Source organism: Nocardioides marinus, assembly GCF_013408145.1.
Taxonomy (GTDB): domain Bacteria; phylum Actinomycetota; class Actinomycetes; order Propionibacteriales; family Nocardioidaceae; genus Nocardioides; species Nocardioides marinus.
Window position 1 is genome coordinate 543,381 of the sequence record NZ_JACBZI010000001.1, and the last position, 12,441, is coordinate 555,821.

Genomic DNA, 12,441 nt, shown 5'->3' on the forward strand with positions numbered 1-12,441 from the left:
GTCCCGGCGGGGTCAGGCGCCGACCATCGCGCCGACCCGCTCCGGGCTGAAGTGCGGGAACACGGTGGCCGTCGAGACCGGGGTCCGGGTGCGGACCACCTCGCTGAGCACCGAGCGGTAGTCGGTGGTGACGGTGAGGTCGGCGTCGTTGCCGGCCTCCAGGCCGGCCCACGTGCCGTGGTAGCCGCCGCGCACGCCCGCGCCGACCAGGAACATCACGTTGCCCCAGCCGTGGTCGAGGCCGTAGTTGTTGTTCTCCACGACCCGGCGGCCGAACTCCGAGACCGTCACCAGCGTGACCCGGTCCGCGGCGGGCCCCAGGTCCTCGAAGAACGCGGCGATCGAGCGGGCGAGGTCGTCGGCGTTGTGCTGCATCCGGCCCCACTGCAGGGTCCCGAGGTCGGAGTGCATGTCCCAGTCGCCCTGGTCCACGGTGATGACCGAGGCGCCCACGTCACCCCGGATGGTCCGCGACACCGAGGACAGCGCCTTGCCGAGGTCGCTCTTCGGGAAGGCCGAGGAGCGCTGCTGCTGCGCCTGGGCCGGGCCGATCTCGTCGACGGCGGCCATCGCCGAGCGCAGTGCCGGGGCCAGGGGGCTGCGCGAGCGCTGCCACATCTTGCCCAGCGAGCGGAGCCGGTCGTCGGTGGGATCCCACTTGTCGTCACCCGCCACGCCGACCTCGTCGAGGCGGTCGAAGCCCATCCACGGCTGCGGGCCGTACAACGCCGGCGGGGCGCTGCCGACGGCGACCGCCTGCAGCGGCGAGGTGCCGGGCAGGTCCCCGATGAGGCGGTTGAGCCAGCCGACCCGCTCGCTGGAGCCGGGGGTCGCGTCCTCGACGGCCTCCATGGCGGCGAAGTGCGAGCGGTTGGGCACCGCGAGACCGGTGGCGTGCACGGCCGCGACCTTGCCCTGCTGCCACAGGGGCAGCAGCGGCGAGAGCGCCGGGTGCAGGCCGAAGAAGCCGTCCTTGGCCACGAGCCGCTCGGCGGCCACGGCGATCCGGGGCCGGGCGTCGTAGTAGACGGGGTCACCGTGCGGGACGACCAGCGAGAGCCCGTCAGCGGCACCGCGCATCGAGAGCACCACGAGCACCGACGAGGCGTCCGCGGCGGCGGCCGGCGCGCTCGGGCCCACGGTCACGACCGCAGAGCCGATGGTCATGGTGGCGCCGGCGAGGCCGAGGCCGCGCAGGAAGCCGCGGCGGCTCAGGTCGGCGCCTCGGAACTCCGGGCACGCGCAGTCGCCGGTGGTGCGGGGCAGGGGGGTGGTGGTCACGAGCTCACCGTCCGTAGTGCAGCGGGTTGTCGAGGAAGGAGCCGAGCAGCCGGTTGAAGTGCCAGCGCATCAGCGGGTGGTCGGCGGTGATCTGCTCGGTGGGCTTGACGCTCACCGCCGTGCAGGCGGCCTTGAGGATGCCGCGGGTGGAGGGTCGACCCAGGATGTGCCGGCTGAGGTGGTCGACCAGCGGGGCGAACTGCATTGGCAGCTCCGGCACCCAGTCGGTCGGCTGCTGGTAGTCCACGCCGGTCTTGGGCCACCAGCCCCCGGCCAACGACCAGTGGATGTCCATCGAGGCCAGGGCACGGGCCGGGGTCGCCCACGGCTGGTTGTCCAGCGGCTGACCGTCGGGCCGCGGCCAGGTCATGGGGGCCAGCCCGATGACGGTCGATTGCCACAGCATCGCGTTGGCGGCGTCCTCGATCCGTTGGGGCGCCTTCAGGGTCGTGCCGAGCGCCCGGTAGGTCGCCACCAGGTCCTCGGAGGGGTCGCGCAGCTTGACCCCGCGCGAGCCCTTGAACTCCACCGACCGGACCAGCTCGCGCAGCACCGGGACGATCGCGGTGTCGTGCTGGAGGTAGGTGCGGGCCAGCCGGTCGACCAGCGCCTGCGGCGGGTCGTCGCGGACGAACTTCACCGCCAGCTTGCGGGCCAGCCGCTGTGCGGTCTCGGGCCGGTGGGCCAGGTGCACCAGGTAGCGCCGCACCAGGTCCCGGCCGTCGGGGTCGGTGTTGGGGTCGGAGAAGTCCCCGACCTGCACGGGTCCGGTCCAGTGGTCCTCGGACCGGTACGTCGCAGCCCAGCTGCGCCACACGTCGACCCGGTAGCCGGTGAGGATCCGGGCCGAGGCCTTCACGTCGCCCTCGGTGTGGTTCCCGACGCCCACGGTGTGCAGCTCGAGCAGCTCGCGCCCGAGGTTCTCGTTCGGGGCCTTCTTCGTCGAGACCGCCTGGTCGAGGAAGAGCAGCATCGAGGGGTGCGTGATGGCCTCGACCAGCATCTCGTCGAAGCGGCCCAGCGCGTGGCGGCGGATGACGTCGCCGTACGACGCGCGCCAGATGCCCTGCTTGTCGCCGTTGACCGGCACGTGCAGGTGCGCCTCGAAGAACTCCGTCATCCGCTCCAGCACCTGGTGGGGCGAGATGGTGCGGCGCACCAGCAGTCGGCGCGAGTAGTCGGCCATCACCTCCCACACGGCACGGACCTCGTCCTCCTGGCGCTTCCACAAGGTGGGCGCGTCCAGGTGCAGGTCGGGCCACCAGTCGCCGATGCGGGCGTCGGCCGCCGGGTCGGCGTACGCCGTGGTCAGCTGCTCCTCGAACCACGCGACGCCACCGCCGGCCGCCTGCACCTCCCGGACCAGCTCGGGGGTCGTGCCGTAGCTGAACCGGCTCACGACGTGCCGGTCGGCCGCGCCCAGCACAGGAGTGGGTGCGTACCGGGCGGGACGGTACTTCTTGTTCTGCTTCTTCTTGCGTCGACGCACAGAGGCTCCGCGGCGGGGGTCCGAGGTGGCGGGAGCCCTGGGGGGAGGCGCTCCCATGGGGGTGAACCGGGGGGATCGGGTGGTGCTGGTGGTGCTCCCGGGCGACGGAAAGCGTCCGGGAACCCCCTGATCGTCTGCAGTGAGGGGAGTCTGAGGTGTCGAACCGCCATTCCTTTACACCCCTGCCAGGGTTCGACCCGACGGTCGAGCAGGCATAGCCCGAACGGACTAGGTCGCACCGTCCGCACGACCCCCCGCGTGGTGCCTGGCGCGGGTCCGGCGCGATCACTAGCGTCGCCAGGGTCAGAGCCCCCTCAGCACCGACCTCCCGGAGGACCCGTGTCCGACCAGTACCCGCCGCCCCCGTCCAGCGACCCCACCGGTCCGGCCGGGTCCGCGCCGCCGCCCCCGCAGTGGGGTGAGACCCCCGGGGCGCCGCCGGCTCCGGCGTACGCCTCGGCCCCGCCGGTCGCCCCCGGCCAGATGGGCGGACAGATGGGTGCCGGGCCGATCGGCGAGGTGCGCAGCACCGGTGTCGCGGTCCTGCTGTTCATCGTCACCTTCGGCATCTACGGCTGGTACTACTGGTACAAGGTGCACGAGGAGATGAAGCAGCACTCCGGCCAGGGCATCGGCGGCGCCGTCGCGCTGATCCTCGCCATCTTCGTGGGCATCGTGATGCCCTACCTCACCTCCGCCGAGGTGGGCGGTCTCTACAAGCGCCGCGGGCAGAAGGAGCCGGTCAGCGGCATCACCGGCCTGTGGTACTTCCCCGGCATCTTCATCCTGGTCGGCCCGATCATCTGGTTCGTGAAGACCAACGGCGCGCTCAACGACTACTGGAAGTCGCTCGGCGCCCAGGGCTGAGCCCCGCGGAAGCCTGAAGCAGAGTCGTGCCCCTCAGCGGGCGCCATGGCGCCCGCTGAGGGGCACGACTGCGTCCGGGGGCTAGAGGTCCCAGAGGTGGCGGCTGCCGGGGACCAGGTCGAGGTCGCGGTCGGCGCCGATCCGGCTGACGCTGGCCATCAGCTCGGTCATCCGGCGCGAGAGCTCGGCGTCGTCGCCGCCGCTGCCGTAGAACGCGTGCACGTCGTGCATGCCGGCGGAGGGGAAGAGCTCCTCCACGATGGCGTCGACGTGCGGCGGGTCGGGGTGGTTGCCCGGCAGCGGTGCCAGGCAGCGGTGCTGGAGGTACGCCGTGGTCGCCTGGGTCCGGATCGCGATCGGCGTGTGCTCGACCAGCCAGCGGTGCAGCCAGGTCTCCTCGTCCAGCTCGGCCGGCCGGCGCAGCACCGCGGTGTTGGCCAGGACGTCGGCCCGCTCGCCGTCGTAGGTCTCGGCCGGGTCGACCCGGCGCCGCTCCTCGACCAGCCAGCCGGCGGTGGTGGCGCCGGGTGCGGTCGATCCGAGGTGGTCGGCCAGGGCGCGGGCGGCCTGCTCCGGGGCCGGGCCCCACACGCTGACCACGGCGCCGATCGGCTCACCGGTCCCGAAACGCAGGGCCTCGGCGACGTGCTCGTCGTCGAGGTTGACCTGCAGGCGCAGTGCGCCGGTGGCGGCGAGCACCTCGCGCAGCGCGGGGGAGGACAGCGATGGGCCGAGCCCGTCGCCCCACACGAGGAACATCGCCTTGGGAGTGCCCGCGGGCAGCCAGATGGTCACCCGCGCAGCGTAGTAGAACGTGTTCTCGTGTGGCGCGACTCGGTGTGCCCGGCCGGTGGTAGAGGCCGTCAGGCGGTGGCAGGCAGGTCGTCCGGCGGCATCGGCACCACCCGGTCCGCGGTCGCGAGGTGCACCAGGTCGGCGGGGAGACCGCCGCGCCGGCAGGCCGCCAACAGGGCGCCGACGAAGCGGCGGTCCTCGGCGTCGACGGGGTGGGTGCCCGGGCGGGAGCGCAGCAGGGCCACCCGCCCGTCGGGTGCCACGTCGTCGAGCAGGTCGCGCAGCATCGCGACCATCGAGTCGAGCTGGTCGGGCTCGGGGAGGTCCACCCAGTGCTCGATCTCGAGCACGCCGGCCATCGGGTGGTCGTGCTCGTCGATGAGCATCAGCCACACGCTGTGGCCGCGGTGCGCGTCGTGCGGCCCGACGAGGTGGCGCCAGGCCCGAAGCAGGGAGACCTGGTCGTCGAGGACGAGCCGGTCGGGGTCGGCGGCGGGGTCGCAGTCGGGGTGGTCAGGGAGGTCCGAGATGTCCATAACCCCAGGCTGCCCCGATCCGAGACCGGCCGTCGGTGCTCCTCCACAGGCGCCGCTCGTCCGGTCATCTGTGGACGATGGGCGGGCTGGGGTGACCTGGACGACTCACCCCACCGAGCGGTAGACCTCGACGGTGCGCTCGGCGATCGCCGGCCAGCCGAAGGACTCGATGGCGCGCTCACGACCCGCGCGGCCCATCGCGGCGGCCGCGTCGGGGTCGGAGACGACACGGAGCATGGCCTCGGCGAAGTCCGCGACGTACTGCTCGGGGTCCAGCGGGGTGCCGGTGCCGTCGGTGGCCTGCTCGATGGGGACCAGCACACCGGTCGACCCGGGCACCACGACCTCGGGGATGCCGCCGGTGGCCGTGGCGACGACGGCGGTCTCGCAGGCCATCGCCTCGAGGTTGACGATGCCGAGCGGCTCGTAGACCGAGGGGCAGGCGAAGACCGTCGCCTGGGTCAGCAGTGCGATCACCTCCGCACGCGGCAGCATCTCGGGGATCCACACGACCCCGCCCGCGTCGCCGCGGGACTCACGCAGCCCGGCGACCAGTCCCTCCACCTCGGCGAGGATCTCCGGGGTGTCCGGGGCGCCGGCGCACAGCACCACCTGCACCTCCGGCGGCAGCGCCGCGCACGCGCGCAGGAAGAGCGGCAGCCCCTTCTGCCGGGTGATCCGCCCGACGAACACCACCGACGGTCGGTCCGGGTCGACGCCCAGACGGCGGCAGGCGTCCTCGTCGGGGCGCGGCGCCCACAGTGAGGTGTCGATGCCGTTGTGCACCGTGTGCACCCGCGCCGGGTCGACCGCGGGGTAGGAGCGCAGCACGTCCTCGCGCATCGCCGCCGACACCGCGATCACCGCGGCGGCCGACTCGTAGGCGGTGCGCTCCACCCACGAGGAGAGCCGATATCCGCCGCCGAGCTGCTCGGCCTTCCACGGTCGCAGCGGCTCGAGGCTGTGCGCGGTCACCACGTGCGGCACGTCGTGCAGCAGCCCCGCGAGGTGGCCGGCGTGGTTGGCGTACCAGGTGTGGCTGTGCACCAGGTCGGTCCCCGCGCACGCGTCGGCCATCGCCAGGTCGACCCCCATCGTGCGCAGCGCCGGGTTGGCCGCGGACAGCTCCGCGAGGTCGGCGTACGACGACGTCAGCTGCTCCGAGCGCTCCGCGCCGAACGCGTGCACGTGGGTCTCGAGGTCGTCGCGGTCGCGCAGCGCGCGGACCAGCTCGGCCACGTGGACCCCGGCCCCTCCGTAGATCTCCGGCGGGTACTCCTTGCTCAGCACGTCGACTCGCACACCGCGAACCTACTCGCCACCTCCCGACCCTGGGGAGATGTGGTTACCGTGAGCCTCATGAGTGCCAGCGCCGGCCGCAAGAAGGTCCTCGCCATCGTCCTGGCGGGCGGTGAGGGCAAGCGGTTGATGCCGCTGACCGCGGACCGGGCCAAACCCGCGGTGCCGTTCGCGGGGATCTACCGCCTCATCGACTTCGCGCTGTCCAACGTCGTGAACTCCGGCTACCTCAAGGTGGTCGTGCTGACGCAGTACAAGTCGCACAGCCTGGACCGCCACGTCACCCAGACCTGGCGGATGTCGAACCTGCTGGGCAACTACGTCGCCCCGGTGCCGGCCCAGCAGCGCGTCGGCAAGCACTGGTACCTCGGGTCCGCCGACGCGATCTACCAGTCGCTGAACCTCATCCGCGACGAGAAGCCCGACATCGTGGTGGTGGTCGGTGCCGACCACGTCTACCGGATGGACTTCGCGCAGATGGTCGACCAGCACGTGGAGTCCGGCGCGGCCTGCACGGTCGCGGCGATCCGCCAGCCGATCGGGCTCGCCGACCAGTTCGGCGTCATCGACGTCCAGCCCGACGAGCCGTCGCGGATCCGGGAGTTCCTCGAGAAGCCCACCGACCCGGTCGGGCTGCCCGACAGCCCCGGGGAGGTGCTGGCCTCGATGGGCAACTACGTCTTCGACGCCGACGCCCTGGTCGAGGCGGTCACCCGCGACTCCTCCACGACCGGCTCCAAGCACGACATGGGCGGTGACATCGTCCCGGCGTTCGTGCGCCGCTCGCAGGCCGGCGTCTACGACTACAAGGACAACGTCGTGCCCGGTGCCACCGCACGCGACGCCGGCTACTGGCGCGACGTCGGGACGCTCGGCTCCTACTACGCCGCCCACATGGACGTCGTGTCGCCGATGCCGATCTTCAACCTCTACAACACCGAGTGGCCGGTCTACACCTCCTACGGCCCGCAGCCGCCGGTGAAGCTGGTGCAGGGCGCGCGCGGCTCGGCCGCGGTCACCGACGAGGCCGTGCTCTCCCCGGGGGTGGTGGTCTCGGGCGGGTCGGTCACCCGCTCGGTGCTCTCCCCGGACGTCCGGGTCGAGGACGGTGCCGACGTCACGGGCTCGGTGCTGCTCAACGGCGTCACCGTCGGTGCCGGCGCGGTCGTGCGCAACACCATCCTGGACAAGAACGTCGTCGTCCCGCCGGGCGCCAGCATCGGCGTGGACCCCCAGGCCGACCGCGCCCGTGGCTTCCTGGTCACCGACGGCCTGACGGTGCTCGGCAAGGACCAGCCCTTCCCCGCCGACGCGTGAGCCGCTCCTTCAGCCGGGCCGAGCTGGAGTCCTTCCGCGACGCGGAGGTGCCCGACCTGCTCGGCGGCCCCGAGGACCCGCCGGTGCGGCTGCTCTTCGTCGGGATCAACCCCGGCCTGTGGACCGCCGCCACGCAGACCCACTTCGCCCACCCGGGCAACCGGTTCTACCCCGCGCTGCTGCGCGGAGGCGTGATCACCGAGCCGGTCGACGCCGCTGCCGGCATGAGCGAGGAGGACCGGGGCCGCTTCCGCGCCCGCGGCATCGGCATCACCAACCTCGTGCGCCGGGCCACCGCCAAGGCCTCCGAGCTCTCCACCGACGAGCTGCGTGCCGGGGGAGCCGAGCTGGTGGCGCTGGTCGAGCGGGTGCGCCCCCGCGTGGTGGCGGTCGCCGGCATCACCGCCTACCGCCAGGCCTTCGCGCTGCCGAAGGCCGTGCCCGGGAGGCAGCCGGAGCCGATCGGACCCGCCGAGCTGTGGGTCGTGCCGAACCCCAGCGGCCTCAACGCCCACGAGACGGTGGAGAGCCTCGCGTCGGCGTACGCCGAGGTCGGCCGCGCCGCCGGTCTGCTCTGACCCCCTCTGGGGCCGGGCGCTCAGTCCCGTCGCACGACCAGCGCGTTGGCGACGTTGCGCAGCACGGAGTCGGAGGGGTCGTTGAGGACCCTGAGCACGCCGCGCTTCCCGCCGACCATCGTGGTGGAGCCGCCGCCGTCGAGGTTGAGCGCCTCGTCGGCGCCGAGGTCCTGCATCATCCGGGCCAGCTCGACCATGGTGTGGCCGCGGCTGTCGTCGGAGCGGCCGTCCACGGTCAGCAGGAGGACCTCGTGGGTGTCGCGGTCGATGCCCACCGCGGTGCGCGGGTGCATCTCGGAGTCGTCGACGACCTGCACCACGCCGTCGTCGATGAGCAGCTTGGAGCCGGTGAGGACCAGCCGCGGGCGACCGCGCAGCCACCACGTCACGTCGGCCTCGCCGCGCCCCAGCTTGCGCAGCTGCTTGGCGCCCTCGCCGCGGCCGATGAGCACCAGGCCGCGGATCTTGCGGCCGGGCTTGAGCTTGCCGCGGTTGGCGACGACCTTGCCGCCGCTGACCTCGACCATGCGGACGTCCTGCTGCTGGCCCTGGGTGACCTCGTAGCCGGGGGTGCGGCCCCAGCGCGAGGTGTAGATCCCGATCCCGCCCGGCAGCACGAAGTGGCTGTTGATGTTGGTGACGTCCGCGCTCGGGCGCTGCTTGATGCGTCCCTCGAAGTCGATCTCGCCGAACTGCGGACGCCCCTTCCTCGTCAGGTAGAACGCCTGGTTCCACCCGGTCTCGCGGGCGTTGAGCAGGCCGCGGCGCGGTGAGGCCGTCACGCCCAGGGGCGCCCCCGTGCGACCGATGTCGTAGAAGTCGCCGTTGACCGCGGCCACCGCCCCCGCGTCGCGGGCCATCGTGAGGACGTCCTCCACCGCGGCCACCTTGCCGGGGTTGACCACGTCGAGGCGCAGGTCGTCGCGGTCGAGGTCGACCGCGAGCAGGTGGGCCACGACGGGTCCGCGGGCGTCGGTCTCGGTCCAGGTCGTGTAGACCACGCCGGGCCCGAGCCGCCGCTGGGTCGTCGAGGAGCGCTGGGCCGGCAGGGCCCGCCGCGCTGCGACGTACGGCGCCGGCTGACCGACCACGCCGTCGGAGCTGTGCCAGGTCGGCTCGGCGGGACCGAGGTCGACGACCTGGTCGGCGGGGCTCTCGGCGCGCCGCTCGGGGGTGCGGTCCGCGCTCGAGGTCTCGGACAGGGCGGGAGCCGCGGCCGCGGGCGCGACGACGGCGCCGCTCAGCACGAGGGCAGCGAGGAGGGACCGAGAGCGCACCGCTCGATGTTAAAGGAGTGACTGGTGTGACGGAAGGGCTGGCGGACGGGGTGTGAGGTCCATCGGGTGGCCGATGAGGCTCACGGCTCCCCCGACGCAGGTGCATCGGCGGGCCGTGAGGTTCATCGGGGCGCCGATGAACCTCACGCAGCCGGCCGACTCAGCGCAGGCGGCCCGCGGTGTGCAGCACGGTGTCCTCGAGCAGGACGACGCCGGGGGTGCGGCTGCCCATGCCGACGAAGGTGTCGCTGATCGGGCTGGCCAGCAGGAACAGCGACTGACCCTCCGGCACCTCGACCCCGACGGCCGGCAGCTCGATGCGGACCTCCTCGCCGACCAGCGGGAGCGCGGCGCGGAAGGGCAGCACGTTGTTCTGCACGAGCACCGCGTCGGCCGGTGACGTGCCGATCGCCAGGCCGTAGAAGGCCCGGGCGTCCGCGCCCACGGTGGTGGCCAGGGCGGTCAGGTGCGAGCCGCCGGCCACGGTGAGCGGTCCCTCGGCGACCTCGTGGGCGAACGGCCCGCCCGCCGCCGCGGTCGAGGCGACCGTCCCGACGGGGAGGTCGAGACGCCGCGCCACGCTGCGGGTGCTCACGCACTGCGAGTCCGGGGTCGCGAGGTGGAGGCGGCCGTAGCCGCGCAACGTCTTCCTCCCACCCCTGAGCGCACGGTCGAGGAAGGCGAGGGTCAGGTCGGTGAAGTCGCCGCCGGAGAGCTTCTCCGCGCACGGGTCGGAGTCGACGGTGACACCGGCCGGCAGCACCGAGGGGAGCACGTGACCGCCGTTGTAGGCGGTGAAGATGCTGCGCTTGCGGGCCTTCTTCGTCAGCGCGACCTCCCAGTTGGTCAGCGCCTGCTCGAGCGGGAACAAGGTGTCGGTGGTGCCCTGGCCGAAGAGCACCGGGACGTCGATCCTCGCCCCCTGCCCGACCTGCCACTTCGGCCCGTTCTTCTCCATGAAGGCGACCATGTCCTCGGTGCCCGGCACCGAGCCGTCGGGCCAGGTGCCGGTGGCAGCGCCCTCGACCAGCGCCTTGTAGACGTTCCACGGCAGGGCGTCGCTGGGCAGCGACCCGGCCGAGAGCGCCAGCGCCCACTCGGTGCGCACCACGCCCTCGGGTGCGAGGCTCTCCTCGAGGTCGTGCCAGGTGATCTCCGGGACCAGCGCGTCGACGACCTGGCGGCCGGTCGCCCGGATCTCCTCGAAGGCCATCAGGAACTGGTACCCACCGCCGTACGAGCCGCCGATCGCACCCATGCGCGGGTCGCCCTTGCGGTCCTGCTGCACCCAGGGCAGGTCGGCGGCCATCGCCACCAGGGCCTGGACGTCGGCGCCCTCGAGATCGGGGTCCTCGACGTGCGCGTGCCCACCGGACTCGCCGAACCCGCGCTGGTCGAAGGAGAGCACGCCGTAGCCGCGGTCGGTGAAGCGCTGGGCCTGGTCGGCGTCGGTCCAGCGCGAGCCGCCCCACCCGTGGGACTGCACGACCAGCGGCACCGGGCGCTTGCGGCTGGCGCCCGCCGGCGCGAAGAGCGTCCAGCAGATGTCCACCGGCGCGGTCTCGCCCGGCTCCGGGACGCTCTGCAGGCAGCCGTCGGTCACGGTGGCCCCGGCGGCACGGGCGGCCGCGGCCGGCGCGCTGCCGGCGGGGGCCAGGGACGTCAGGCCGAGCATGCTCAGGCCGACGGTGCTGCTCAGGGCGGCGGCCAGGACGGCCCGGCCGATGGGGGTGCGACGCACGGTGCTGCTCCTCGACGTTCGGTTGCCGGGGACAACGAGCGACGGTCGTCACAGGTCACGCGCTCCCGCCGGTGCGGGGCCCGGCGGCGTACCGTCCTCGCGTGGGCACCTGGAACACCCTCGCCGTCGGCGACAACCTCGCGGTGCTCGCCGACCTCGCGGCGGAGGGTGCGCGCTTCGACCTGGCCTACCTCGACCCGCCCTACAACACCGGCAGCGCGCTGACCTACCGCGACCGCACGCCCTCGCACGAGGAGTGGGTCGCGGTGCTGCGTCCGCGGCTCGAGGCGGTGCGGGCCCTGCTCGTGGACAGCGGCGCGGTCCTGGTCAGCATCGACGACCACGAGGTCGCCCGGCTGCGGCTGCTGCTGGACGAGGTGCTGGGCGAGGAGCAGTTCCTCGCCCAGGTGGTGGTCAACCTCAACCCCAAGGGCCGCCAGCTCGGGCCGGGGTTCGCCACCAGCCACGAGTACCTCCTGGTGTACGCCGTCGACCGGGCGGCGTGCGCGCTCGACGCCTCCACGCCCGACACGGTCGACCCGGCCGACTTCCCACTCCTGGACGAGGCGACCGGTCGGCGCTACCGGCTGCTGCCGCTGCGCAACACCAACAAGAAGTTCAACCCCAGCACCGCGCGGACGCTGCACTACCCGCTGTGGGGCGACCCGGCCAGCGGGCGGGTCGCGACGTCGCCCTTCGACGGCGGCCAGGAGATCGAGCCGGTCTTCGGCGACGGCAGCCCCGCGGTGTGGCGGTGGAGCGCGCCGCGCGTGGACGAGCGGCCCGACGACCTGGTGTGCCGGGTGGTGAAGGGACGCGGCGGCGACCGGGTCGACGTCTACCAGCGCGACTGGCTGCACGACGGTCGCCGCAAGAAGCTGCGCACCGTGTGGCTGGCCGAGGAGGTCGGCTCCACCGACACCGCCGTCGCCGAGCTCAAGGCGCTGGTGGGGCCGGTCTTCGCCTCGCCCAAGCCGACGGGGCTGCTGCGCCGCATCCTCGGCACCTACCCCGACGACGTCCGCGTGCTCGACCCCTTCGCCGGCAGCGGCACGACCGGCCACGCGGTCGCGATGCTCAACGCCGAGGACGGCGGGCGACGCACCTGCTTCTCGATCAACCACGCCGAGCCGGTGCCCGCCGGCTCGCCCGCGGCCGCGGCCGGTCTCGCCACGGTCGCCGACATCACCCGCGCGCGCCTCACCGCCGTGGCCGAGGCGTACGGCGGTGGGCTGGCCCTGCGCTGAGCCCGGCTGGCCAG

At 73.2% G+C, this 12,441-nt stretch carries 11 protein-coding genes; 4 read left to right on the forward strand and 7 right to left on the reverse strand.

Annotated elements, in window-relative coordinates; translation table 11 throughout:
* Positions 1-12 precede the first annotated feature (12 nt).
* Both BKA05_RS02710 and BKA05_RS02715 read right to left on the reverse strand, forming a co-directional pair.
* On the reverse strand, positions 13-1,281 hold the full coding sequence (locus tag BKA05_RS02710) for a DUF1501 domain-containing protein (RefSeq protein ID WP_179530050.1): 1,269 nt from the start codon (positions 1,279-1,281) through the stop codon (positions 13-15).
* 4 nt (positions 1,282-1,285) lie between these two features.
* A complete protein-coding gene (locus BKA05_RS02715; RefSeq protein WP_179530051.1) occupies positions 1,286-2,770 on the reverse strand; it encodes a DUF1800 family protein in 1,485 nt (494 codons plus the stop codon).
* Between the two features lie 339 nt (positions 2,771-3,109).
* Between BKA05_RS02715 and BKA05_RS02720 the strand changes: the two genes are divergently transcribed.
* Positions 3,110-3,637: a DUF4234 domain-containing protein gene (locus BKA05_RS02720; RefSeq protein ID WP_218842240.1), complete on the forward strand. Its 528-nt coding sequence runs from the start codon at positions 3,110-3,112 to the stop codon at positions 3,635-3,637.
* 81 nt (positions 3,638-3,718) lie between these two features.
* On the opposite strand, the gene BKA05_RS02725 is transcribed toward BKA05_RS02720, so the two are convergent.
* The 3 genes from BKA05_RS02725 to glgA form a co-directional block, all read right to left on the reverse strand.
* Positions 3,719-4,432, reverse strand: a complete 714-nt coding sequence (locus tag BKA05_RS02725; protein ID WP_343045489.1) for a hypothetical protein — start codon at positions 4,430-4,432, stop codon at positions 3,719-3,721.
* Between the two features lie 68 nt (positions 4,433-4,500).
* On the reverse strand, positions 4,501-4,968 hold the full coding sequence (locus BKA05_RS02730; protein ID WP_179530052.1) for a sigma-70 family RNA polymerase sigma factor: 468 nt from the start codon (positions 4,966-4,968) through the stop codon (positions 4,501-4,503).
* Between the two features lie 105 nt (positions 4,969-5,073).
* Entirely contained in the window at positions 5,074-6,270 is a 1,197-nt protein-coding gene (glgA, locus tag BKA05_RS02735; protein ID WP_179530053.1) for a glycogen synthase, read from the reverse strand.
* A 57-nt stretch (positions 6,271-6,327) separates the two neighbouring features.
* Between glgA and glgC the strand changes: the two genes are divergently transcribed.
* The gene (gene glgC / locus BKA05_RS02740; RefSeq protein ID WP_179530054.1) at positions 6,328-7,584 is read left to right on the forward strand and encodes a glucose-1-phosphate adenylyltransferase; all 1,257 of its coding nucleotides are present in this window, start codon (positions 6,328-6,330) and stop codon (positions 7,582-7,584) included.
* Positions 7,581-8,162 (forward strand): uracil-DNA glycosylase family protein, encoded by a 582-nt coding sequence (locus tag BKA05_RS02745; RefSeq protein WP_179530055.1) that lies wholly within the window; start codon positions 7,581-7,583, stop codon positions 8,160-8,162. Before glgC ends, BKA05_RS02745 begins: the two co-directional genes overlap by 4 nt.
* Positions 8,163-8,182: 20 nt before the next feature.
* Here BKA05_RS02745 and BKA05_RS19955 read toward each other — a convergent pair whose 3' ends face one another.
* Positions 8,183-9,439 (reverse strand): phosphodiester glycosidase family protein, encoded by a 1,257-nt coding sequence (locus BKA05_RS19955; protein ID WP_179530056.1) that lies wholly within the window; start codon positions 9,437-9,439, stop codon positions 8,183-8,185.
* 160 nt (positions 9,440-9,599) lie between these two features.
* A complete protein-coding gene (locus BKA05_RS02755; RefSeq protein ID WP_218842241.1) occupies positions 9,600-11,180 on the reverse strand; it encodes an alpha/beta fold hydrolase in 1,581 nt (526 codons plus the stop codon).
* 101 nt (positions 11,181-11,281) lie between these two features.
* Here BKA05_RS02755 and BKA05_RS02760 point away from each other — a divergent pair, with 101 nt between their 5' ends.
* Positions 11,282-12,427 carry a DNA methyltransferase gene (locus BKA05_RS02760; RefSeq protein WP_179530057.1) on the forward strand — a complete coding sequence of 382 codons (1,146 nt, stop codon included), beginning with the start codon at positions 11,282-11,284 and terminating at the stop codon, positions 12,425-12,427.
* Positions 12,428-12,441: the final 14 nt, after the last annotated feature.

Coding starts and splice junctions, on each gene's coding strand:
- BKA05_RS02730 (WP_179530052.1), bottom strand. CDS start 4,968: ATGGACATCTCGGACCTCCCTGACCACCCCGACTGCGACCCCGCCGCC.
- glgC (WP_179530054.1), top strand. CDS start 6,328: ATGAGTGCCAGCGCCGGCCGCAAGAAGGTCCTCGCCATCGTCCTGGCG.